Source organism: Arthrobacter sp. NtRootA1 (assembly GCF_019976975.1).
In the GTDB taxonomy this organism is placed as follows: Bacteria; Actinomycetota; Actinomycetes; order Actinomycetales; family Micrococcaceae; genus Arthrobacter; species Arthrobacter aromaticivorans.
In genome coordinates this window covers 5,225,831-5,247,222 of sequence record NZ_AP024630.1, presented here as the reverse complement: position 1 = coordinate 5,247,222, position 21,392 = coordinate 5,225,831, and the positions used below count along the sequence as shown (strand labels likewise).

Annotated in this window: 21 protein-coding genes and 1 tRNA gene; 16 read left to right on the top strand and 6 right to left on the bottom strand. The window is 61.3% G+C overall.

The genetic code is table 11. The annotated features are described in order from the left end of the window. Positions 1-26 precede the first annotated feature (26 nt). The 3 genes from LDN90_RS24040 to LDN90_RS24030 all read left to right on the top strand — a co-directional run bounded on the left by LDN90_RS24040 (position 27) and on the right by LDN90_RS24030 (position 3,855). A complete protein-coding gene (locus LDN90_RS24040) occupies positions 27-1,709 on the top strand; it encodes an ATP-binding cassette domain-containing protein (RefSeq protein ID WP_223947423.1) in 1,683 nt (560 codons plus the stop codon). A gap of 188 nt (positions 1,710-1,897) precedes the next feature. Further along, complete coding sequence (locus LDN90_RS24035) at positions 1,898-2,665, top strand: DeoR/GlpR family DNA-binding transcription regulator (protein WP_216924443.1); 768 nt, start codon at positions 1,898-1,900, stop codon at positions 2,663-2,665. Beyond that, positions 2,662-3,855 carry an MFS transporter gene (locus LDN90_RS24030; RefSeq protein ID WP_223947422.1) on the top strand — a complete coding sequence of 398 codons (1,194 nt, stop codon included), beginning with the start codon at positions 2,662-2,664 and terminating at the stop codon, positions 3,853-3,855. Before LDN90_RS24035 ends, LDN90_RS24030 begins: the two co-directional genes overlap by 4 nt. Here LDN90_RS24030 and LDN90_RS24025 read toward each other — a convergent pair. After that, positions 3,800-4,504 carry a phosphatase PAP2 family protein gene (locus LDN90_RS24025; protein ID WP_216924446.1) on the bottom strand — a complete coding sequence of 235 codons (705 nt, stop codon included), beginning with the start codon at positions 4,502-4,504 and terminating at the stop codon, positions 3,800-3,802. The genes LDN90_RS24030 and LDN90_RS24025 overlap by 56 nt on opposite strands. An 81-nt stretch (positions 4,505-4,585) precedes the next feature. Here LDN90_RS24025 and LDN90_RS24020 point away from each other — a divergent pair, with 81 nt between their 5' ends. From LDN90_RS24020 to LDN90_RS23990, 7 genes are all read left to right on the top strand, one after another. Further along, complete coding sequence (locus LDN90_RS24020) at positions 4,586-6,097, top strand: bifunctional phosphatase PAP2/diacylglycerol kinase family protein (RefSeq protein WP_223947421.1); 1,512 nt, start codon at positions 4,586-4,588, stop codon at positions 6,095-6,097. Between the two features lie 139 nt (positions 6,098-6,236). Continuing rightward, positions 6,237-7,181 (top strand): ATP-binding cassette domain-containing protein, encoded by a 945-nt coding sequence (locus LDN90_RS24015; RefSeq protein ID WP_223947420.1) that lies wholly within the window; start codon positions 6,237-6,239, stop codon positions 7,179-7,181. 2 nt (positions 7,182-7,183) lie between these two features. Continuing rightward, positions 7,184-8,035, top strand: coding sequence for an ABC transporter permease (locus tag LDN90_RS24010; RefSeq protein WP_216924452.1), 852 nt, complete (start codon positions 7,184-7,186; stop codon positions 8,033-8,035). 18 nt (positions 8,036-8,053) lie between these two features. Continuing rightward, positions 8,054-9,337 (top strand): histidine kinase, encoded by a 1,284-nt coding sequence (locus tag LDN90_RS24005; protein WP_223947419.1) that lies wholly within the window; start codon positions 8,054-8,056, stop codon positions 9,335-9,337. Between the two features lie 56 nt (positions 9,338-9,393). Then, a complete protein-coding gene (locus LDN90_RS24000) occupies positions 9,394-10,032 on the top strand; it encodes a response regulator transcription factor (protein WP_254186306.1) in 639 nt (212 codons plus the stop codon). A gap of 164 nt (positions 10,033-10,196) precedes the next feature. Further along, positions 10,197-11,645 carry an amino acid permease gene (locus tag LDN90_RS23995; protein WP_223947417.1) on the top strand — a complete coding sequence of 483 codons (1,449 nt, stop codon included), beginning with the start codon at positions 10,197-10,199 and terminating at the stop codon, positions 11,643-11,645. Positions 11,646-11,792: 147 nt separating this feature from the next. Beyond that, positions 11,793-12,557, top strand: a complete 765-nt coding sequence (locus tag LDN90_RS23990; protein WP_216924460.1) for an IclR family transcriptional regulator C-terminal domain-containing protein — start codon at positions 11,793-11,795, stop codon at positions 12,555-12,557. A gap of 11 nt (positions 12,558-12,568) precedes the next feature. Here LDN90_RS23990 and LDN90_RS23985 read toward each other — a convergent pair whose 3' ends face one another. From LDN90_RS23985 to LDN90_RS23975, 3 genes are all read right to left on the bottom strand, one after another. Beyond that, positions 12,569-13,333 (bottom strand): IclR family transcriptional regulator, encoded by a 765-nt coding sequence (locus tag LDN90_RS23985; protein WP_223947416.1) that lies wholly within the window; start codon positions 13,331-13,333, stop codon positions 12,569-12,571. A gap of 61 nt (positions 13,334-13,394) precedes the next feature. Beyond that, the gene (locus tag LDN90_RS23980) at positions 13,395-14,135 is read right to left on the bottom strand and encodes a cyclase family protein (RefSeq protein ID WP_223947415.1); all 741 of its coding nucleotides are present in this window, start codon (positions 14,133-14,135) and stop codon (positions 13,395-13,397) included. Beyond that, the gene (locus tag LDN90_RS23975; protein ID WP_223947414.1) at positions 14,135-14,581 is read right to left on the bottom strand and encodes a hypothetical protein; all 447 of its coding nucleotides are present in this window, start codon (positions 14,579-14,581) and stop codon (positions 14,135-14,137) included. Before LDN90_RS23975 ends, LDN90_RS23980 begins: the two co-directional genes overlap by 1 nt. A gap of 182 nt (positions 14,582-14,763) precedes the next feature. On the opposite strand from LDN90_RS23975, the gene LDN90_RS23970 reads away from it, so the two are divergent. The 3 genes from LDN90_RS23970 to LDN90_RS23960 all read left to right on the top strand — a co-directional run bounded on the left by LDN90_RS23970 (position 14,764) and on the right by LDN90_RS23960 (position 18,652). After that, complete coding sequence (locus LDN90_RS23970) at positions 14,764-15,651, top strand: intradiol ring-cleavage dioxygenase (protein ID WP_223947413.1); 888 nt, start codon at positions 14,764-14,766, stop codon at positions 15,649-15,651. 36 nt (positions 15,652-15,687) lie between these two features. Next, positions 15,688-16,995: a M18 family aminopeptidase gene (locus tag LDN90_RS23965; protein WP_223947412.1), complete on the top strand. Its 1,308-nt coding sequence runs from the start codon at positions 15,688-15,690 to the stop codon at positions 16,993-16,995. Between the two features lie 241 nt (positions 16,996-17,236). Beyond that, positions 17,237-18,652: an amino acid permease gene (locus LDN90_RS23960; RefSeq protein WP_223947411.1), complete on the top strand. Its 1,416-nt coding sequence runs from the start codon at positions 17,237-17,239 to the stop codon at positions 18,650-18,652. Between the two features lie 61 nt (positions 18,653-18,713). Here the strand turns inward: LDN90_RS23960 and LDN90_RS23955 are convergent, their stop codons facing one another. Next, positions 18,714-19,136: a hypothetical protein gene (locus LDN90_RS23955; protein WP_223947410.1), complete on the bottom strand. Its 423-nt coding sequence runs from the start codon at positions 19,134-19,136 to the stop codon at positions 18,714-18,716. A 58-nt stretch (positions 19,137-19,194) separates the two neighbouring features. Further along, the gene (locus LDN90_RS23950) at positions 19,195-19,857 is read right to left on the bottom strand and encodes a DUF1345 domain-containing protein (RefSeq protein ID WP_223947409.1); all 663 of its coding nucleotides are present in this window, start codon (positions 19,855-19,857) and stop codon (positions 19,195-19,197) included. A gap of 135 nt (positions 19,858-19,992) precedes the next feature. On the opposite strand from LDN90_RS23950, the gene LDN90_RS23945 reads away from it, so the two are divergent. From LDN90_RS23945 to LDN90_RS23935, 3 genes are all read left to right on the top strand, one after another. Further along, positions 19,993-20,075, top strand: a tRNA-Leu gene (locus tag LDN90_RS23945). Between the two features lie 280 nt (positions 20,076-20,355). Further along, positions 20,356-20,661: a 30S ribosomal protein S6 gene (rpsF, locus tag LDN90_RS23940; protein ID WP_021473324.1), complete on the top strand. Its 306-nt coding sequence runs from the start codon at positions 20,356-20,358 to the stop codon at positions 20,659-20,661. 50 nt (positions 20,662-20,711) lie between these two features. After that, positions 20,712-21,302 carry a single-stranded DNA-binding protein gene (locus tag LDN90_RS23935; RefSeq protein ID WP_216924481.1) on the top strand — a complete coding sequence of 197 codons (591 nt, stop codon included), beginning with the start codon at positions 20,712-20,714 and terminating at the stop codon, positions 21,300-21,302. Positions 21,303-21,392 lie beyond the last annotated feature (90 nt).

The window sequence follows — 21,392 nt, the reverse complement described above, 5'->3', positions numbered from 1 at the left end:
ATACCTGGCCGTGGGAAGATTGGGCGGTGGCCCATATTGACGTTTCCGGCATCGACTACTTCCTCTCCGACGGCACCCAGCTGCTCAACGGCGTGACCTTCAAGGTGCCGGACGGCACCAAGACCGCGCTGATTGGACCCAACGGAACCGGCAAAACGACGCTGTTCAAGATCATTTCCGGCGACCTCACACCCGACGAAGGCGTCGTAGGCAAATCCGGGAACATGGGCATCATGCGCCAGTTCGTGGGGCAAGTCCGGGACGAATCAACTGTCCGGGACCTGCTGGTTTCCACGGCCCAAGCCGGGCTGGCGGCAGCTGCCAAGGCGGTAGAAGACGCCGAGCTCGCCATGATGGAACACGACGATGAACCCACCCAGATGAAGTACGCCCAGGCGATCGTGGATTGGGGAGACGCCGGCGGTTACGACGTCGAGACGGTCTGGGACGAAGTCTGCATGGCGGCTTTGGGAATTTCCTTCGACAAAGCACAGTTCCGACGTGCCTCCACGCTGTCCGGTGGCGAGCAGAAGCGACTCGTGTTGGAAGCCCTGTTTGCGGGTCCGGATGAACTTCTGCTCCTGGACGAACCGGATAACTACCTTGACGTCCCCGGTAAGCGCTGGCTGGAGTCAAAGCTCAACGAATCCAAGAAGACCGTGCTGTTCATTAGCCACGACCGCGAGCTGCTCAACAACGCCGCCGGACGAATAGTGACGCTTGAACCAGGCATCAACGGTGCCGGAGCCTGGATCCACGGAGGCGGTTTCGGCTCCTACGTGGAGGCGCGTGCCGACAGGAACGCCCGGTTCGAGGAACTCCGCAAGCGCTGGGACGAGGAGCATGTGAAGCTCAAGGAACTCGTCAACATGTACAAGAACAAGGCTGCGTTCCGGTCCGACATGGCCAACAGGTACCAGGCAGCACAGACCCGTCTTGCCAAGTTCCTGGAGGCGGGGCCGCCCGAGGCCCTGCCAATTGAGCAGAACGTGAAGATGCGCCTCAAGGGTGGGCGCACAGCCAAACGCGCCGTCGTGGCGGAGAAGCTTGAACTGACTGGGCTCATGAAGCCGTTCTCCACGGAAATCTGGTTCGGCGACCGTGTGGGCGTACTCGGTTCCAACGGCTCCGGAAAGAGCCACTTCCTGCGCTTGCTCGCAACGGGAGGAACCGACCCTGAGCGGGAGCACATGCCGGTGTCGGATGTTGTCATTGCTGAAGTGCCGCATGAAGGAACTGTGAAGTTGGGCGCGCGTATCCGCCCCGGATTCTTCGCGCAGACGCACGTTCGCCCGGATCTGCTGGGCCGGACCTTGTTGGAGATCCTGCACCGCGGCGATGAACACCGCTCCGGCCTGCCCCGCGAAGCTGCCGCAGGTGCTCTGGACTCCTACGGTTTGGCCGGACAGTCGGAGCAAAAGTATGAGTCCCTGTCCGGTGGCCAGCAGGCGCGGTTCCAGATCCTCCTGCTGCAGCTGTCCGGGGCCACCCTCTTGCTCCTGGACGAGCCCACCGACAACCTGGACTTGCACTCCGGCGAGGCCCTGGAGCGCGCTATCGATGCTTTCGAGGGAACGGTCCTGGCTGTCACCCATGACCGCTGGTTCGCCAAGTCCTTTGACCGCTTCCTGATTTTTGGCTCGGATGGAAAGGTCTACGAGTCGGAGGAACCCGTGTGGGATGAGAAACGCGTGGAGCGCGCCCGCTAATCCGCACGTTCTCTCACATCGTTGCCCTTTTCGCCCGATGCTCTCTCAGTTGATGAGAGAGCATCGGGGGTTTAAGGGGTGGATGTGAGAGAGCATCGTGGGTTTAAGGGGTGGATGTGAGAGAGCATCGGGTGATCAAATGATCAAACTGCATGATTAAGTGAGCGTCCGCCTGATACCGTTGAACTATGGGAACTCCTGACCGCCACCGACTCATAGGCGAGCTGCTGCGCAAACGCGAAGAAGTATCGGTGGACGAGCTTGTGGCGGCAACCGGTGCCTCGGGAGCCACTGTCCGCCGTGACCTCGAGATCCTTGCTGCCAATGGAGTACTGAAGCGGGTCCACGGCGGGGCCCGCAGTCTGCTGGCGCGGGGCGACAACCCCGGCTACGGGCAGCGCGAACTGGAAGACCATGAGGCCAAGCTCAAAATCGCAGCAGCCGTTGACACGCTCCTGAAGGACCGCGAGCACGTGTGGTTGGACAGCGGATCCACCGCCACGGAGATCGCGCGGCGGCTGAGTCAGCGTGACCTCACAGTGATGCCGATGTCCTTGCACGGCGTTGAGGCGCTGACCCACGCCAAGGAGGGCCGCCGGCCGCAGCTCATACTCCCCGGAGGAAGCCTCATTCCCGGCGAACGGTCTTTCCGCGGACCCATGACCGAGGCGAACATTCGCTCGTTGCGGTTCGACACCGCTGTGGTCACACCCTGCGCACTCAACCTCAAGGACGGACTGCTGGCCCATGACCTTGACGACGCCGCGGTGAAGCGCGCAGGCCTGGAATCGGCGTCGCGGGTCATCGTTGCTTCCTCCGGCAGTAAGTGGAATGCCAGCGCGGTAGCCCTGGTTGCCGCTATGGAGACTGTGGACGTCATCGTGACGGACCTGAAGCCTTCTTCCGAAGATCTTGCCCGGCTCGACAAACTCTCTGTGGAAGTTGTGATTGCATGACCACCAGCACAAGAAGCGACACCAACGTCAACGCGGCGGCGGTGGCGACGTTCCTGATCTTCGCCATGAACGGCTTGGTGTTTGCCAGCTGGGCGGCACGCATCCCCGCTGTCACCGAGGCTCTTAGCCTGACCTCCGGCCAAATGGGCACCCTGCTGCTTTGCACCGCCGTCGGCTCCTTGATGGCTTTGCCGTCCGCAGGTTGGGTGGTGGGCCGAATCGGTACGGCTGGCACGGTTCGCCTCGCCGGCATCGTGGCGGGTGCCGCAGGTGCTGCGATCGCTTTCTCCCTCATGGCTGCATCGGTCCCGGCCACAGCCATCGCGCTCTTCTTCTTCGGCATCGGCATTGGCCTGTGGGACGTAGCCCAAAACATCGAAGGGGCCGACGTCGAACATCGGCTCAAGCGGACCATCATGCCGCAGTTTCACGCAGCGTTCAGCGGCGGGGCGTTTGTAGGCGCTTTGATCGGCGCGGGGCTCTCTCAACTCGGTGTTGGCCTCCCTGAGCACCTGCTCGTGATCGCCGGACTTGCTGTCCTCCTAGCGCTGACCGTGCCGCGGTACTTCCTGCCACACGAAGCGTCAGGGGTTGAAACGCTCGACGACGGCGCGCCGGCTCCCAAGGGACCCACGGCTTGGCGGGACGGCCGGACCCTGCTCATCGGTGTGGTGGTTTTGGGTGCGACCCTCACCGAGGGGGCCGGCAACGACTGGATTGCCAAGGCAGCCGTTGATGGACTCGGTACCTCCGAAGCGACCGGGGCCCTGCTGTTTGCGCTCTTCGTTGCTGCAATGACCGGGATGCGGTTCCTCGGCGGCAAGGTCATCGACAGGTTCGGCCGCGTCGCTGTTCTCCGCGCCAGCATGGCAGCGGCCGCGCTAGGCCTTGCGTTGTTCGTCTTTGCCGGCAACGTGGTGCTGGCTGGCCTTGGTGCTGCACTTTGGGGCGTTGGTGCGGCGTTGGCCTTCCCGATGGGCATGTCCGCAGCGGCCGACGATCCCAAGCACGCAGCGGCCCGGGTTTCCGTGGTCTCCACGATTGGCTACGTCGCGTTCCTGGCTGGCCCGCCGCTTCTGGGCTACCTTGGGGACCAAACCGGGATTCACATGGCACTGCTGGCCATCGGATTGCCTATTCTTGTTGCCCTGCTTCTTGCTGGCGTTGCAAAGCCCTTGCGCGCCAAATAGTCGTCCGACCAGCGATTTCATTCTCCTGGATGCATATGTCGCAGAACGGCCACCACAACAGCAGGACCACGCCGGCGGCAAGGCAAGCACCGCCGAGGACATCACTTAACCAGTGAGCGGACAGGTAGGTTCTGCTGACCATCATCGCGAGTATGCCAAGAACGGCCACCACTTTCGCCCACTGCTGACCGATCAGCAACGCCATGACGACGAGGAAAGCGGTAGTCGCAGAAACATGCCCCGAAGGGTATGAGCCTGTATCCGAGAGGACCTTGGCGCCTTGGGGCCGATCACGCCCAACCAGCGCTTTGGCCAGTTGAGTGAGGCCCAGTGCGGACAGACCGGCGAGTGCAGAGAAGGCGGCCGCGCGGGGACGCTGCCAAATGAGTAGCGCGGCTGCCAGCACCAGGTGCGACACCAAGGCGCCTGTATACCCAGCCCAGTTGAGCACCACGTTTACTGCGTCCCAGAACGGGGCGTGCAGGGTGAAGGAATAGGCCTGCCATGTTGTATCAATTCTGTTGAAGGCGGGCTCCCCTTGGCCGGCCATAATCAGCCCTCCCGGTACCGCGAACGCGCAGAGCAATAGCAAGGCAGGCGCGACAATCTGCCAGCTGGGCCGTTGGCGCGGACGCAGGACGCGAATCATGCACTCATCGTAGTCACCGGCGGTCTGTGTAAGACCCGGAATACCGCCGTCCAGCCGAAGGACTCGCGCTACTGTGGTGGAATGCGAGGTTTCCTGGGCAAAGGCCCCAAGCACGTGGCAAGGTTCGATCATTTCCTTGTCAGGGCAGTTTCGCGCCAGCCTCACGGAGAGCATGATGATCTCTTCCGACGGCTTTCAGCAGCCGCCACCAAAGGGAAGCTCTGGTTCGGCATCGCGGGAATCATGGCCTCGGTTCCAGGAAAGCCGCGCAGAGCAGCATTGCATGGACTCCTTGCCCTGGGCGTGGCCTCCGGGGTCACCAACGTCATCTTCAAGACGGCACTCCCCAGGACACGACCCCTGCCCGAGCATTTGCCGGTCTTCAGGTTCGTGCATCCGCAGCCAGTTAGTTCCTCAATGCCGTCGGGTCACTCAGCTTCCGCCGTAGCCTTTGCCGTGGGTGCGGGGATGGTCTCTCCCGTCCTGGGTGCCGTACTCGCGCCTATCGCCGCAGGCGTTGCCTATTCCCGCGTGCACATAGGGGCCCACTGGCCGTCGGATGTGGTGTTTGGTTCAGCACTTGGTGCGGGTGCTGCCCTGCTGACGCGCACGTGGTGGCCAGCCAAGCCTCCCGAGCCCAAGCCGCGCAGGACAGCGGCTGAGGCTCCAGCGATTCCCGACGGCGAAGGGCTCAGTATTGCGGTCAACGTCCTGGGTGGTTCCTACTCCCCCGAAACCGGCGAACTACTGAAAGATGTATTCCCCAAAGCGCATATTCATGAAATCGCGGAGGGCGAGGATGTGGCCGCTGAGATTGAAGCAGCAGCTGCCCGGTCAGGCACCATAGCGCTTGGCGTTTGGGGTGGTGACGGGACGGTTGGCACCGCGGCGGCTATCGCCGTCGAGCATTCCCTGCCTCTGCTGGTATTACCGGGTGGCACCCTCAACCACTTTGCCCGTGACCTTGGGACCAGTTCGATTGACGACGCACTCGACGCAGTGACAAACGGGCACGCCGCTTATGTGGACTTCGGGCATGTTGCCGTCCATCGTGGTTTGCCTGAGAACCCTGAGACCAGTGAGATCGCCATGCTGAATACGGCCAGCGTGGGTGTTTATCCGAACCTAGTACGCCGCCGGGAGCGGCTGCAGCCTGCCATGGGCAAACCCCTGGCCAGTCTGGTGGCATCGCTGCGGACTTTCGGCGTGAACTCGCCCACGACGCTCACCGTCAACGGCGTGAAGCACAAGCTGTGGATTCTGTACCTGGGACGCGGGCGGTACTACCCCAGCGACCATGCCCCACTTCGACGCCCTGTGTTGGACGACGGTGTCTTCGATCTCCGCATGATCACCGCGGATGAACCATTTGCCCGTGCCCGACTGCTTTGGGCCGTCATTACGGGCACCGTTGCTGCTTCCAAAGTCACGCATCTGACCGAGGCGACAACCGTCACCATTGAAGCGATCGGAGAACCGTTGGTCCTTGCCGTGGATGGTGAGCCTAAGCCCGGTGTGCGCAGTGCCGTGTTCAACGTCAAGAGACGCGAGCTGCGCGTGTACTGTCCCTTGCCGGAAGATCCAGGTTCATAGCGTCATCCGGGAGGACTACCCTGACTGGACCCTGAATCATCCCTGAGACAGGCGATTTCCGTGCCCTCCGTGAGTAGCGTTGTCAGTACAGTCAACAACTCACCTGCACGTACACGTGCTCCGAGGAGGGAACGCTTCCATGATCGAAGCAAAAGGCCTGACGAAGGTCTACGGCGAGAAAACCGCCGTCGGCGGTGTCAGTTTCACGGTCCAGGCCGGACGGGTGACCGGCTTCCTGGGCCCGAACGGCGCCGGCAAGTCCACCACGATGCGCATGATCATGGGGCTGGACACTCCCACCGCGGGTTCGGTGACCGTGAACGGGGAGCCGTTCGCCAAGCATGTTGCGCCACTGCGTGAAATCGGCGCGCTGTTGGACGCCAAGGCTGTCCATACGAGTCGCACGGCGTACAACCACCTGCTGGCCATGGCCGCAACACACAGCATCCCCAAGAGCCGGGTGCGGGAGGTCATTGAGATGACCGGGCTGGGAGAAGTCGCCAAGAAAAAGGTGAAGGGTTTCTCCCTTGGAATGGGCCAGCGCCTCGGTATTGCCGCAGCGTTGCTGGGCGATCCGCAGACCATCATCCTGGACGAGCCCGTCAACGGCCTGGATCCGGAAGGCGTGGTGTGGGTCCGCAACCTCGTCAAGTACCTCGCTTCCGAGGGCCGCACCGTGTTCCTGTCCAGCCACCTTATGAGCGAGATGGCATTGACGGCAGACCATCTGATCGTGATCGGCCGCGGCAAGATCATTGCGGATGCACCCATCGCAGAGATCATCACCGGTAAGGGCCAGGCCCGCACCCGCGTCCGCACGGACCAGCCCGAGCGGCTCATGCAACTACTCGCCGGCACGGGTGTCTCCGTGGAGGTCCAGGAACGTGAACTGCTGGAAGTTTCAGGCTTGGATCCCCGCGGAATCGCCCGGACTGCCCTGGACAACCAGGTCATGGTCTACGAGCTGACCCCGCTCCAGGCAAGTCTCGAAGAGGCGTACATGGAGTTGACCAAGGACGAGGTGGAATACCACTCGCACATCACCACCGGGGCCTCTGTTCCCGTTCAGGCCGGAGGGAAATAGACATGAGCACCACCACTTTGGACCGCAAGTCCATGCGTAACTCAGTCGGTCCAGGACCGGCCTTCCATCGCGTGCTGAACTCCGAGTTCATCAAGTTCCGCACGTTGTTGTCCACGCTGATTCTCCTGGCTTCCACAGCGTTGGTCATGGTTGGCTTCGCAGCACTTTCGGCTTGGGGTACAGGGCAGTTCGCCGAACAAGCTGCGAGGGATCCCGAAGCCGCCGCAGCCATTGCCGCACAGGGCGGCGACATCGCAGTTACCATCCCCACCTCCGGCATCGCATTCGCCCAGCTGATCCTCGGTTCGTTGGGCGTCCTGCTCATGAGCTCCGAATTCACCACGGGAATGGCGCGCTCCACTTTCGCCGCGGTCCCGAAGAGGCTCTCGCCGTTCCTGGCCAAGCTTATAGTCGTGATGGTCAGTGCCTTCCTGTTGACGGCGGTGTCCACCTTCATAGCTGGCCTCGTATCACTCCCGATCGTGGACAACTACGATCTCAAGCTGGATCTCAGTAGCTCGCAGTCGGTCAAGCTTTTGCTTGTCAACAGCATCTACGTGGCAGCCGTAGCCGCGATTGGTATGGCACTGGGAACCATAGTCCGTAACTCGGCAGGAGGCATCATGAGCCTCGTGGGCTTGTTCTTTGTGGCCCCGATTGCGTTCCAGCTCATTCCCGGCGATTTCTTCGTGGAAGCCCGCAAGTACCTTCCGGGCAACACCATCAACCCGATGACCGCCGTCGAGCATGTTCCGGACACCCTGGAAGTCTGGCAGGCCGCCCTGGTTCTCGGCGCTTGGGTTGTGGTACCCGTTGCCTTGGCAATGGTCCTGTTGAAGAAGCGGGATGTCTAGGCCCCCTAGGCTCAATCCATGACTGAAGCTCCACAAGCGAAGGACGCGCCGGCTGTAACAGCTGACGCGTCCTTCGCTGAAATCGCCCACCGCCGCAGGGGCCGTATCCGTCGGTATTTTTTCGAGCGTCCCCGTGCGATGGATGCGGTGGTCGTCCTTTGCTACGTCCTTTTGGCCTTGCCCACCATCATCGCCTCGATCATCGAGGGCAAGTGGCTCGTAGTCGGGCTCTTGCTGCTGATCGCGACGGTTCTGATATTCCGGCGGCGGTACCCGCTTCAGGTGGTTGCCGCCGTCGCGGTTCTGGAAGTCTTGGCCACGGTGCTGAACCCGTGGGGCTCAAACGTTTCCGCGGGTCTGTGGTTCGCCCTCTACGCGGTAGCGACTACCCGGAAGCGGGCAATTTCACTGGTGGTGTTTGGCGCTGCCAGCCTGCCGCTTAGCCTGCTGTACCTTTTCATGTGGACAAGTCCCAGCAGTATGAACACCCTGCAGGACGTCCCCGAGAACTTCCACCTCATCAACAACATCGCCACTGCTGTGACCATCATGTTGTCCAACCTCCTGGCTACGGGCATTGGTATCTCGGTCCGCCAGCGGCGGGAGCATGAGGCCGAGATCGCCGCATGGGCAGCGCGGACAACGCAGTTGGGCAAGGTCACTGAGCGCAACAGGATTGCGCGGGAAATGCACGACGTCGTGGCTCACTCCCTGACGGTAATGATCAGTTTGTCGGACGGTGCGGCCGTCGTGGTCAAGAAGGACCCCGACCGCGCTGGCGACGTCCTGGGTGAGCTGTCCCGAACGGGCAGGGCGGCGCTTGCGGACATGCGCCGTGTGCTTGGAGTCCTGCGCGACGATTCCGGCCGTCCGGCGCCACTGACGCCGCTCGAGTCGGGGCTTAACCTGGCCAAGCTGCTGGATGGATTCCGTACGGCGGGCCTGCCACTGCACTACGCGCACACTGGGCCCGCGCTTCCGGCGGATCCTGCTTTCGAGCTCACCGTTTACCGGATTGTGCAGGAATCGTTGACCAATGTTCTCCGCTATGGGCGCTCTCTTAGCCGCGTCGACGTGCAAGTAGCCCGCGACGGCGACCTGGTCACCATTGACGTGCTCGACGACGGCCGGGGAACCCGGGAGGGTGGCGACTCAATGGACAGCCTGGGAACACGGCAAGGCATTGCGGGAATGCGTGAACGGGCGGGAATCTATGCTGGAATCGTTAGTGCCGGTCCGGGCAAAAGGGGAGGCTGGGCGGTCCACGCCGAACTGCACTGGAACGGCGACAAGGGGGAATAGTGGTAGATCACGGCGTCATCAAGGTCCTGCTGGTGGATGACCAGCCACTGCTGCGGATGGGTTTTCGGCTCATCCTTGAAGGTGAAGAGGACTTCCATGTGGTGGGCGAGGCATCAGACGGGAACGAGGCTGTCCGGCAGGTTGGGGAGCTGCAGCCGGATGTGGTGCTCATGGACGTCCGAATGCCCACCATGGATGGCGTAGAAGCTACGCGCCGCATTTCGGACGCCGGTTCCGAAGCCCGGGTCATCATCCTCACCACCTTTGACCTGGACGAATACGCTTTCTCGGGACTGCAGGCTGGTGCTTCTGCATTTCTGCTTAAGGATGTTGCCCCGGTTGAACTCGTACACGCTGTGCGGCTCGTGGCCAGTGGCGACGCTGTTGTGGCCCCCCGTGTAACGCAGAGGTTGTTGGAGACGTACGTACGCGGCGGCAGCGTGCCCGGACAATCGCCCAGCCCGCATCGCGATCCGTTATTGGACGATCTCACACCACGCGAGACTGAGATCCTCACGACCATCGCCGAGGGGCTGTCCAACGCGGAGATAGCCCATAAGTTCTTCCTGTCCGAGGCCACTGTTAAGACCCATGTCCGCCGCATCCTCAGCAAGCTGCAACTGAGGGATCGCGTGCAAGTGGTTGTGTACGCGTACGAGACCGGACTTGTTGTGCCTAGCAACCCGGACTACTAATCCCTTGGATGCGTAACGTGCAACATATGCATTAACAATTGTTTTTAATGACCACAGGCGGCGAAACTGTGTTACCTTCGTCACTACAGACGCCCTCCTTGGCACCCTCAGTCCGGATGTCCTCAGGCGTACCGTTCGCATCTGTCATTAACCGGAGACACCACATGGAACCTTCAGCACCCCTGCAATTGGACCATCTACCTGATGCTCCCGCTTCCCCCACCGCTCCTGCCGAAACCGGCCTCCGCCGAACGATGGGTCCGCGCCACCTCATCATGATCGCGATGGGAGGTGTTATCGGATCGGGCCTGTTCCTCAGTTCCGGATACACGATTTCCCAGGCAGGCCCCCTTGGCGCTGTCCTTGCGTACTTGGTAGGGGCCTTCGTGGTCTACCTTGTGATGGCTTGCCTGGGTGAACTCGCCATCGCCTATCCGGTGTCAGGCGCCTTCCACATTTACGCGGCACGATCCATCGGTCCGGCCACGGGCTTCACAACGGCCTGGCTTTATTGGCTTTGCTGGGCCGTTGCGATCGGGTCCGAATTCACGGCCTCGGGCCTGCTCATGCAGCGGTGGTTCCCTGGCGTTGAAGTGTGGGTCTGGTGCGTGGTGTTCGCAGCGATCCTCTTCGGATTCAATGCTGTTTCCTCCAGGTTCTTCGGAGAGTCCGAGTTCTGGTTCTCGATCGTTAAAGTGGGTGCGATCATCGCGTTGATCGTGCTTGGTGGAGCCGCGCTCCTCGGGTTCCAGCCGCTCTCGGAATCCGGTAACCACCCGTTCCTCTTTGAGAACTTCAACACCTCAGGCGGACTCTTTCCCAACGGTTTCTCAGGAGTCCTTGTTACTGCCCTGGCAGTCTTCTATGCCTTCTCCGGATCCGAACTCATCGGCGTCGCTGCCGGAGAAACCACCGATCCCGCACGGAATATCCCCAAAGCCATGCGCAGCACTGTAGTCCGCCTCCTGATCTTCTTCGTCGGTGCCATTGCGGTCATCGCAGCAACTGTTCCTTTCGATCAGGTGGGCTTGGACGAGAGCCCGTTCGTTACCGTGTTCTCTTCGGTGGGCATCCCCTACGCGGCCGACATCATGAACTTCGTCATCATCACGGCACTGTTGTCCGCCGGAAACAGTGGACTGTTCTCCTGTGCACGCATGCTGTACTCGCTGTCTGATGAAGGGCACGCGCCAAAGGCCCTGAAGCGACTGACGCGGCGCGGCATTCCCCTCGTTGCCCTTTCTGTCAGCATGCTTGGCGGGCTGGCATCGCTGATCAGCAGTGTGGTTGCCCCCGAAACCGTGTACCTGGCCCTTGTTTCCGTGGCAGGATTCGCGGTGGTAGGGGTATGGATGTCAATCACGGCCTCACATTTCTTCCATCGCCGGGCATTCATCCGAAATGGTGGCCAGGTGGCCGACCTTGCTTACAAGGCCCCCTTCTTCCCGCTGGTTCCCATCCTGGCATTCACGCTTTGCTTGGTCTCACTGGTAGGCATTGCCTTCGATCCCAACCAGGTTGCTGCCTTGTACTTCGGTATTCCGTTCGTGGCCGCCTGTTACATCTACTTCCACCTCAGGCACGGGCGGCGCGCCATTAAGCGGATCGCCTGATCAATCCAGCACAGGGCTCCACGGCCGGACTTCAGAGAGAGTCCGGCCGTGCAGCCTTTTCATCGTCCTGCCCATGAGGGCCTGATTCTTGCGGCTGACACGGGCGTGTGAGAATGGCGTGAGCGCTTGGCGGAAGGAGCGGGATTCTTGGAGGTGTCACCGGAGGCGTCGTCGTTGGCGCAGGGGCTTCGTCTCGTTCGGTTGGTTACTGACCGCGAAAAGCAAGGCCGTCAGCTACTGGGCGTATCCCAACTCGCGGCCGAGCTGGACATGGAGCAGAGCCGGGTTTCGCGCCTGGCCCAGGAACTGTGCGATTTGGGGTTACTCGAGCGCCTGGAGCGCGGACCTTTCCGTGCGGGACCTCGGTTCTTCAGCCTGGCAGCCTCCCTCAACGTTGGCTGGGTCCATGATTCGCGTGCAGAACTGGAAGAGTTGGTCTCGTCCTTGGGATTTAGGTCCCGACTGTCAGTGCGCGACGGTGTCAGGGTTCTATTGCTGCGTTCCTCTACTAACAACTCAGTCCTGGGCGGGTTCGCAAAGCCGGGAATGGTCACGCCTGTGTGGTGTACGGGTTCCGGGCGGGCATTGCTGTGGGACCACTCCCGGAACGAACTGGAAGCCCTGCTCAAGGACGTCAACTTCATTGGCGTCGGCGGGCCTGCTGCAGCGCATTCCCAGGCGGAAGTCCACGCCCTCATGGAGCGCGACAGGCCCCAGGGTTTTGTTTTGGCGGCTGAGGAGTTCGAACACGGTGTATGGGAACTGGCCGTACCTGTTCGGGATCCTTCGGGCGGCATCATTTCTGCCCTCAGTGTCCTGGGCACCCGTTCCGATCTTGAGAGGGCCGCACCGGAGCTTGCCCCGCTGCTGCATTCGGCAGCGCAGAGGCTCGGTTCCGCATCTGGTGCCTAAGTTCGGGGCGGCTATTGAAGCCGTCCACCAACCTTAGACTCAAGCCACTCCTGCCAAGAGTGGAGTGCGACGGTGTAGGTTTCGCGGTGGGGCTCAATGCGTGACTTCGGGCCCACTATCTGAAGGGCCGCTGCGACCTCCCCCTTGAAGTCGCGTATGGGGGCAGCCAGTGAGTAAAGTCCTGGTTCAGCTTCTTCGTCCACGATTGAGTAGCCGCGTACGCGAGCATCATTGAGGCGCGCCAGGAAGTCCTCCACAGAGGAAGGCGTATTGGGTCCATGCTTCACGAACTCAACAGACTCGAAGATCTTGCGGACTTCTTCGTCCGGAGCGTCCCACAGGAGTGCTTGGCCCGCGTCACTGCAATATGCAGGATAGGGACGTCCAAGCCACGATCCCACGAGGTTGGCGCTGGCAGGCACTTGTTCACCGATGGTGACCGTACTGTTGCCGCTGAGCACGCCAAGAAAGCATGCCTCGTTGGTTTCAGAAGCGAGACCCTCAAGGGCGGTTAGCCCGTCTGTTTTCAGCCGTTGTTCAGCGACCAGTTGGGCGTCCGTCAGGATAGTCCAGCCCAAGCTGTACTTCCTCTGATCCCTGCGGGCCAGGAAGCCCTCCTGCAAGGCGCCCTTGAGGCTCCGGGACACTTGGCTGCGGTCCTTGTCCAGGTCGGCAGCGACGTCGGCGACCGTCCCGCCGTCGTATCCTTGCGCGTGACGGGCACCGACCGCAAGGATGGCCATCATGCCGCGGCCCATGCTTGAGGTCTTTGACATGGATTGATTCTAGCTATTGGCCGCAGGCGCGGCGGACCAGGGCGGGGGACAGGCGCGGGCCTTAGTGGATTGCGAAAACCCTGGCCGGAAATCCACTGCCTTCCAGGGGTTTGGCCCAGGAAGCAACCAGGACGCCCCCGGCCTCGGGCACGTTGTCCAGATTGGCAAGAAGTTCAATCTGCCACTTGTCCCGGGCCAGGACATAAGTTTCCAGGCTGAAGTCCTGCTGGGAAGTTGCGACGCCGGGATCAGTGTCCGTTTGTTCGTGGCCCACGGCAGCCACAGCACGGTTCTCGATCAGGAATTCCAGAACCTCCCTCGACCAGCCGGGAGTGTGGCTGATGCCGGCTTGGTCCTTGTTCGCCATGGCCTGGGCATCGGGCCACCGCCTGCTCCAACCAGTGCGGAGCGCCACGAATGAACCCGCCAAAATGTGCCCGTTCCTCTCCTCCCAAGCCTGGACTTCGGCGAGTGTTGGGGTGGCATCTTCATCCTTGCTGACACGGTCACTGATATCCAGGACAACCAAGGGCAAGAGCATTTGTTCCACGGGTATCTGGTCCAGCGTTCGGCCTCCCCGCACAAAGTGCGACGGCGGATCCACGTGGGTTCCCCACTGGCCCACGATCGAGTACCGGTGGGCAGTAAAGCCGTCCCCTTTTTCCATGTCAAAGAGGGCTTCGCGGGACTCATCCGGAAAGGCCGCGAAGCGCGGCTGACCTGGATGGAAAGCATGCGTCAGATCGGTGTACGTCCTGCCTTCGAGCAGGGGCGCGAGCTGCTGCCATAGCGGGTAATTCATCAGGCCACCCGGCTTTCAGTGACAGGAGCGTGGGCACTGCTGGAGACACTCAGTGGCCCGGAGACTTCAATGACGGGAACTTCCCACGGGTGGATATCGACGATCCGCTGGACGAGCTCATGAACGGCCTGCTCAGAGAGCGAATCATCGAAGTATGTGGTGAAGACAAAGGTCGGCGAGATGGTCCTCTGCCCCACGCTTCCCAGCGTGGGATTGGCACCTTCGGCGACGGTAAAGCCCTCGAACCCTGCCGAGGACTCAAAGACGTGGTGGTAATTACCGAAGCCACCCAGCTCCGGCGTTGTAGTGAGCGTTTGCAGCAGCGAGGCGATGCCGGCGTCGGACTCCAGAGCGCCCAGATCGCCACTGGCCAGTTGGGTCATGGTGTCCAGCGGAATGGGCCAGTGGATGCGCAGCTTTCGCACGGCTTTCAATTCAATGTTCATGGGGCAATGCCTTCCGAGGTGTGCTTACTGGGAGCAATGGTGGCACAACGTGACGAGCATTACAAGCATATAGAAATGTTTATATTGCACACACAGTGCGAGAGCTCTTAGTCTGCGGCTTTCACAGCGCCACCATGGGTTCGGCATGTACAAGTCACAGCCCCCGTGGGTTTGATGGACGCATGACCTCCCCACAGCCCCATCCAGACCACGATCGCGGCCTCGAATTCGATCTCTCCACTCTCCTGAGCCGTCGGCGATCATTCGGCCTCCTGTTCGGCGCCGGGACGGCAGCAGCCCTGGCTGCCTGCACGCCGGGTTCCGGAGGTGGCGGCGCGTCGCCGTCGTCGTCCTCCGGCGCTGCCGCTACCGCAACAGAAAGCACGACGGCGGCCGTAACACCTTCCGCTACGAGTACCGTGACGCGCGCCCTCGCCGAATGCGGGGTCGAGATCCCCGAGGAAACAGTCGGCCCATATCCCGGCGACGGTTCCAACGGGCCGAATGTGCTCGAAGCATCGGGAGTGGTTCGAAAGGACATCAGTTCAAGCTTCAGTAGCTCCACCACGAAGGCCACGGGTGTCCCACTGTCTTTCACCCTGACGCTCCTGGATAACGCCAACGGTTGCTCGCCGCTGGCGGGCGCAGCTGTCTATGTATGGCACTGTGACCAGAATGGAAAGTATTCCCTGTACGACTCGGGGCTGAAGAACGAGAACTACCTCCGTGGCGTCCAGGAAACCGACAGCAACGGCCAGGTAACTTTCACCTCCATCTATCCCGGCGCCTACAGTGGCCGGTGGCCTCATATTCACTTTGAGGTATTTGAATCCATGAGCAACACTTCTGCGGCCGGGCAGGTGCTGGCAGTGTCCCAGATCGCCCTGACCGAGGCAGCGTGCAAGGACGTTTACGCGTCGGAGGGATACGAGTCGAGTGCCCGAAACTTCGCAAAGAGCACCCTGGCAGATGACAACGTCTTTGGTGACGATGGGGGCATATATCAGCTGGCCACTATGTCGGGCTCCGTCCAGGGAGGCTACACAGCCGCACTGAACGTCACGGTCTGACGCGAAGCGGTCGACGAGCGCGGCTAGACTCGGGGCATGCCTTCGAATGCCTCCGCAGCAACTGACCACATCCAGGACCTCGGCGCATATGTTTCGGCTTCGCCATCCAGCTTCCATGCAGTGCACGAGGCCGGTCGGCGGCTCAATAGCGCTGGCTTCACCTCACTGGATGAACTGCAGCCGTGGGAAGGTGGCGCGGGTAAGTTCTACGTCATCCGCGATGGCGCCCTGATCGCGTGGGTAACTCCGGAGAATGCCGGTCCAACCACGGGCTTCAATATTCTGGGCGCCCACACAGACTCCCCCTCCTTCAAACTCAAGCCGAAGCCCACCACCGGGAAGTTCGGCTGGCTGCAGGCCGGCGTCGAGGTGTACGGAGGGCCACTCCTGAACTCCTGGCTGGACCGTGAGCTGCAACTGGCCGGTCGCCTGGTGTTACGCGACGGCACGCAGCACCTGACTGCAACCGGCCCGCTCCTGCGCTTCCCGCAACTGGCCATTCACTTGGATCGTGGGGTTAACGACAACGGCCTCCTGCTTTCCAAGCAGCAGCACATGAACCCGATTTTCGGGCAGGGAGATCCAGTCAATGAAGATCTTTTGGGCCTGCTTGCCGAGCGAACCGAGGGCACCGCCGTTGATCCGGCGGACATCGGGGGTTACGACGTCGTGGTGGCGGATACGCAGGCGCCCGCGGTTTTCGGCGCTAAGGGTGAGTTCTTCGCCTCCGGCCGCTTGGACAACCTTTCTTCGATCCACGCTGGTTTGGTGGCATTGATTGGACATGCGAAGGCAGGCCCGGAAGACGGCCCCATCGCTGTCCTCGCTGCTTTTGACCATGAAGAGATCGGTTCCAACTCGCGCTCCGGGGCCTGCGGGCCCATCCTCGAGGACATCCTGACTCGAATCTCTGACGGTCTTGGCGCTTCGGTGAGCCAGCGGCGGCAGTCCTTGGCGGCGTCGTTCTGTGTCTCTGCGGATGCCGGCCACGCCGTCCACCCGAACTACGCCGAGAGGCATGATCCGGTAAACCGTCCCGTACTCAACGGTGGGCCGCTGTTGAAGATCAATGCCAACCAGCGTTACGCCACCGATGCGGCGGGGGCTGCGCTGTGGGCGCGGATGTGCGCGGAAGCAAATGTGCCGTACCAGGAATATGTCTCCAACAATGACCTTCCGTGCGGTTCCACCATCGGTCCACTGACCGCGACGCGCTTGGGCATCAGGACAGTTGATGTGGGCATCCCTCTGCTGTCCATGCATTCGGCACGGGAGTTGTGCGGCGTTGAGGACGCCTTCCGTTTGGCTTCTGTGGCTGAACTGTTCTACCGAACCGCCGTCTGAGGTCCTCCAAGGAAACCAAAAGCCTCAAGGACTCATTTCAAGAGCGTTTCCAATGTTTCGCAGGGGAAACTTTGGATGCTTATTATCATACTTTTTGTGCGTGCTTCCGTTTTGAAGAACGTCAAAATGTACATCTGCACAAGAAGATGCCCTGTCCGGATGGCTACTCTGGGAAAGCCATGTGGCCCACTGCACATCAACTGGGCCCCTTCTCCAAACAGACTAAGGACGGCGCCGACCCATGCACGCTGACCAACAGCTTTCAAAGTCCCTGAAGCCACGACACCTCTCCATGATCGCCATCGCCGGCGTGATTGGTGCTGGGCTCTTTGTGGGATCCGGCGCCGCCATCCAACAGGCTGGTCCGGGCATCCTTGTCGCCTATCTGGCCGCTGGCCTGGTGGTCATCCTCGTCATGCGGATGCTTGGCGAGATGGCTGCGGCCAACCCGGAGACAGGCTCCTTCTCCACCTACGCGGACAAGGCGTTGGGCCGCTGGGCCGGATTCAGCATTGGCTGGCTCTACGCGTGGTTCTGGATCATCGTGCTGGGCATCGAGGCCACCGCAGGTGCTGCCATCATGCATCGCTGGGTTCCAGGCGTCGACCAATGGGTTTGGGCGCTGGTACTCATGGTCCTCCTGACATTGACCAACCTGGGCTCCGTGAAGTCCTACGGCGAGTTCGAGTTCTGGTTCGCGTCGATCAAGGTGGCTGCCATCGTCATCTTCCTGCTCGCAGGCATTGCCGCCATCCTTGGCTTGATCCCGGGTGTTTCCGCGCCGGGCGTCGCCAACCTTCTGGACCAGGGCGGCTTTACGCCCAACGGTCCCGGCGCGGTCTTGGCTGGCATCCTCGTGGTGGTCTTCTCGTTCTTTGGTGCCGAGATTGCCACGATCGCCGCGGGCGAGTCCGAAAACCCAGTAGACGCGGTGAAGAAGGCCGTGAAGTCCACCGTATGGCGCATCTTGATCTTCTACATCGGCTCCATTGCCATTGTGGTCACGCTCCTGCCGTGGAACAGCGCCTCAGTTGCCAAGAGCCCGTATGTTGCCGTGATTGAGCTTTACGGAATCCCGGGTGCCGGCACCATCATGGACATCGTGGTCCTCACGTCGGTTCTCTCCTGCTTGAACTCGGGCCTGTACACGGCAAGCCGCATGCTTTTCTCGCTCTCGCAGCGTGGCGACGCTCCCAAATCCTGGATGAAGATTTCCAAGCGCGGCGTTCCTGCGGCAGCAGTGCTGGCCTCCACCGTGGTGGGGTTCATCACTGTTGGCCTGAACTACGTCGCTCCGGATACCGTGTTCCTGTTCCTCGTCAACACGTCCGGCGCTATCGCCTTGTTTGTGTGGCTGGTTATCGCCAGCTCACAGCTCATCCTCCGCCGCCGGATGGGCGCGGCCGCCAAGGACCTGAACCTCAAGATGTGGATGTTCCCGTACCTCACGTGGATCGCAATCGGAAGCATCGTTGCGCTCATCATCGGCATGGTGATCCTTGAATCCACGCGAGAATCGCTCTTCCTCTCGCTGGCCCTGGCCGCGGTTGTCGTCGCCATCGGCGTATTCCGATACCGCAAGCGTGGCACGCCGTCCGCTCCGGTGGGTGACGCGGATGCCGAACGTGTGAAGTTGGGTTCCGGTCCGGCGTCGTAAGCGTCCTTTTCGTCCGGGGCAGCCGCCGTCAGCGTTCGACGGCGGCTGCCCCGTTTGTGGTTTAAGGCACCTCAACGGGGAGGTACTGGATGGGTCCGGGGCACTGTGCGCCGGTGGTGTCCGGAGCACCAGGTATGGCAGGGATGTCGAAGACGGAGTCCCGCTGGCGTTTGCCTGCCTCCTTGACCACCACACGGACCTTGGCCACAACGCTGGGCGGGGAGGCTGATTGCCCGGCAGATAGATACGGGGGCTCCTGGGGGATGAGCCAGCGGCCATCCGTCTGCTGCTGGACGGGCCGCGGTGTGCAGCCGTCTCCGAAACATGCCTGGACGCGGCTTGGCGTTGAGGCTATCTTCAGCTCGATCGGAGCGGCGTTCCCAATTGCAGGGCACACGCGTGACTTGTCCACGGCGAACCACACCAGTCCGCCGATCGCGGCCACCAGAATAATCGCCGCAACCCAGATCAGCCGGGGCTTCATGGCAAGTAGCCTACGCCTGGGCGCGCCGCCGGGAACTGAGCGACGGGCGGTTAATGGGCTACTGGGCCAAGCCAATGACGAGGTTGATTGTGGCGGCCAGGATGACGGTGCCGAACAAGTAGGACAGCAGACTGTGTTTCAAGGCCTCAAGCCGGATCCTATGGTTGCTCAGGTTGGTGTCTGAGACCTGATACGTCATGCCCAGGCTGGTGGCCAGATAGGCGAAATCCGTATATTGCGGTGGGCGGTCCTGGTTGAAGCTGATGCCACCAACCCCACCACCGGCCTCGGCTTCAGGGCTGTAATAGAGCTCGGCGTAGCGCAGGGTGAAGAGCGTTTGGACCAGCATCCAGGACAGGGCTACGCACGCCAGGGAGAGCGCGGCGGAGTAAAAGCGCGTGTCCGTTCCTTCAGTGTGCGAGTTGACGATCACCGCCGCAGCAGCGGCGATGCTGGCCAGGTTTGCGATAAGGATCAAAACGTCGGTGACTCCACGGGACGGGTCCTCGGATGTCGCGTGTTGCCGGGTCTCGGCGGGGTCCATCCGCGCTATCACTAGCCACACCCAGACAACATAGATCAGCGCTGCCGTTGCCCAGCCCACGGCCGGCGCATCAACCCAGCTGCCTGCGGCTCCGGTGACCATGAAGGCTAGGGCTCCGGCTGCCACCATGACAACGAAACGCAAGCGGCTGCGCCTGACTCTGTTCAGTGCATCCATGCCCCCACCCTAGCCCGGGTTCTCCTTTTGATCCGGGGCATTGGGACACAGGAATCCACTAAATGGGCATCCTCGTGTTAGTGTCTTTGTCGCTGTTACGGAGAAAAACGAAACACTGTTTCTCCGAATCACCCTGCGCGGGTGGCGGAATGGCAGACGCGCTAGCTTGAGGTGCTAGTCCTCGAAAGGGGGTGGGGGTTCAAGTCCCCCTCCGCGCACAGGAAACCCCTGGAAGATCGCTGATCTTCCAGGGGTTTTGTCGTTTCCATCGCACGCCAGCTTCCTCTGGGGTCAAGGTTATCCACATACGGCGACTGGCGGGTTTCGGTCCAGGATCCCACCGAATAGCTTTGGGTGCAGGAGATGCACTAAGATATTGAAGTCTGTGTTGCGCCCTCCTTCCGAATCTTCGGCGGGGGAGCGAGCCACAGCATCGCAAATGAACCTCCTGTTACGGAAATACCGTAACCGCTTAGCCCAAAGGAGGTGGGTTCACATATGCGTCCTTACGAATTGATGGTAATCATCGACCCCGAGGTCGAAGAGCGTACCGTAGAGCCGTCGCTTCAGAAGTTCCTTAATGTCATCACCACCGATGGTGGAACCATCGAAAAGGTTGACATCTGGGGCCGTCGCCGTCTGGCATACGACATCAAGAAGAAGTCCGAAGGTATCTACGCAGTGGTGAACTTCACCGCTGAGCCGGCTACCGCCAAGGAACTTGACCGCCAGCTGTCTCTTAACGAGACGATCATGCGCACCAAGATCATCCGCCCCGAAGACCAGAAGGTCGTTGCTGAGTAATCAGCCCCTTCCAGATCTTTACACCGCAGGAACGAACAAGGAGGCAGTAGATGGCAGGCGAAACCACTATTACGGTCATCGGTAATCTCACCAATGACCCGGAGCTGCGGTTCACCCCGTCTGGCTCAGCAGTAGCGAACTTCACCATCGCTTCTACTCCCCGGACCTTTGATCGTCAGTCGAATGAGTGGAAGGACGGGGAAACCCTGTTCCTCCGCGCTTCCGTCTGGCGCGAAGCAGCCGAGAACGTGGCCGAGTCCCTTACCAAGGGCATGCGCGTCATTGTTTCCGGCCGTTTGAAGAGCCGTTCTTACGAAACCAAGGAAGGCGAGAAGCGCACCGTTATCGAGCTTGAGGTCGATGAAATCGGCCCGAGCCTGCGTTACGCAAACGCCAAAGTCAACCGTACCCAGCGCTCCGGTGGCCAGTTCGGCGCCGGAAACGGTGGCCAGGGTGGCTTCGGTGGCGGTAACGCCGGTGGCTTTGGCGGAGGTGCAGCAGCTGGTGCAAGCCAGGGCGGCAACTCCGGTGGAAACTGGGGCGGCAACCAGCCCGCGCAGCAGGATGACCCTTGGGCTACGCCCGGAGTCAGCAATGCAGGCGGCTGGGGCAACGGCCCGGATTCCGAACCTCCCTTCTAAACACCAAGAAAAAGTCCGACGCCGGAACCCGCCGGGACTGCTGCAAGGCATCCGGGCGACTACCGCCGTCGAACACCACCATCCCGTGGA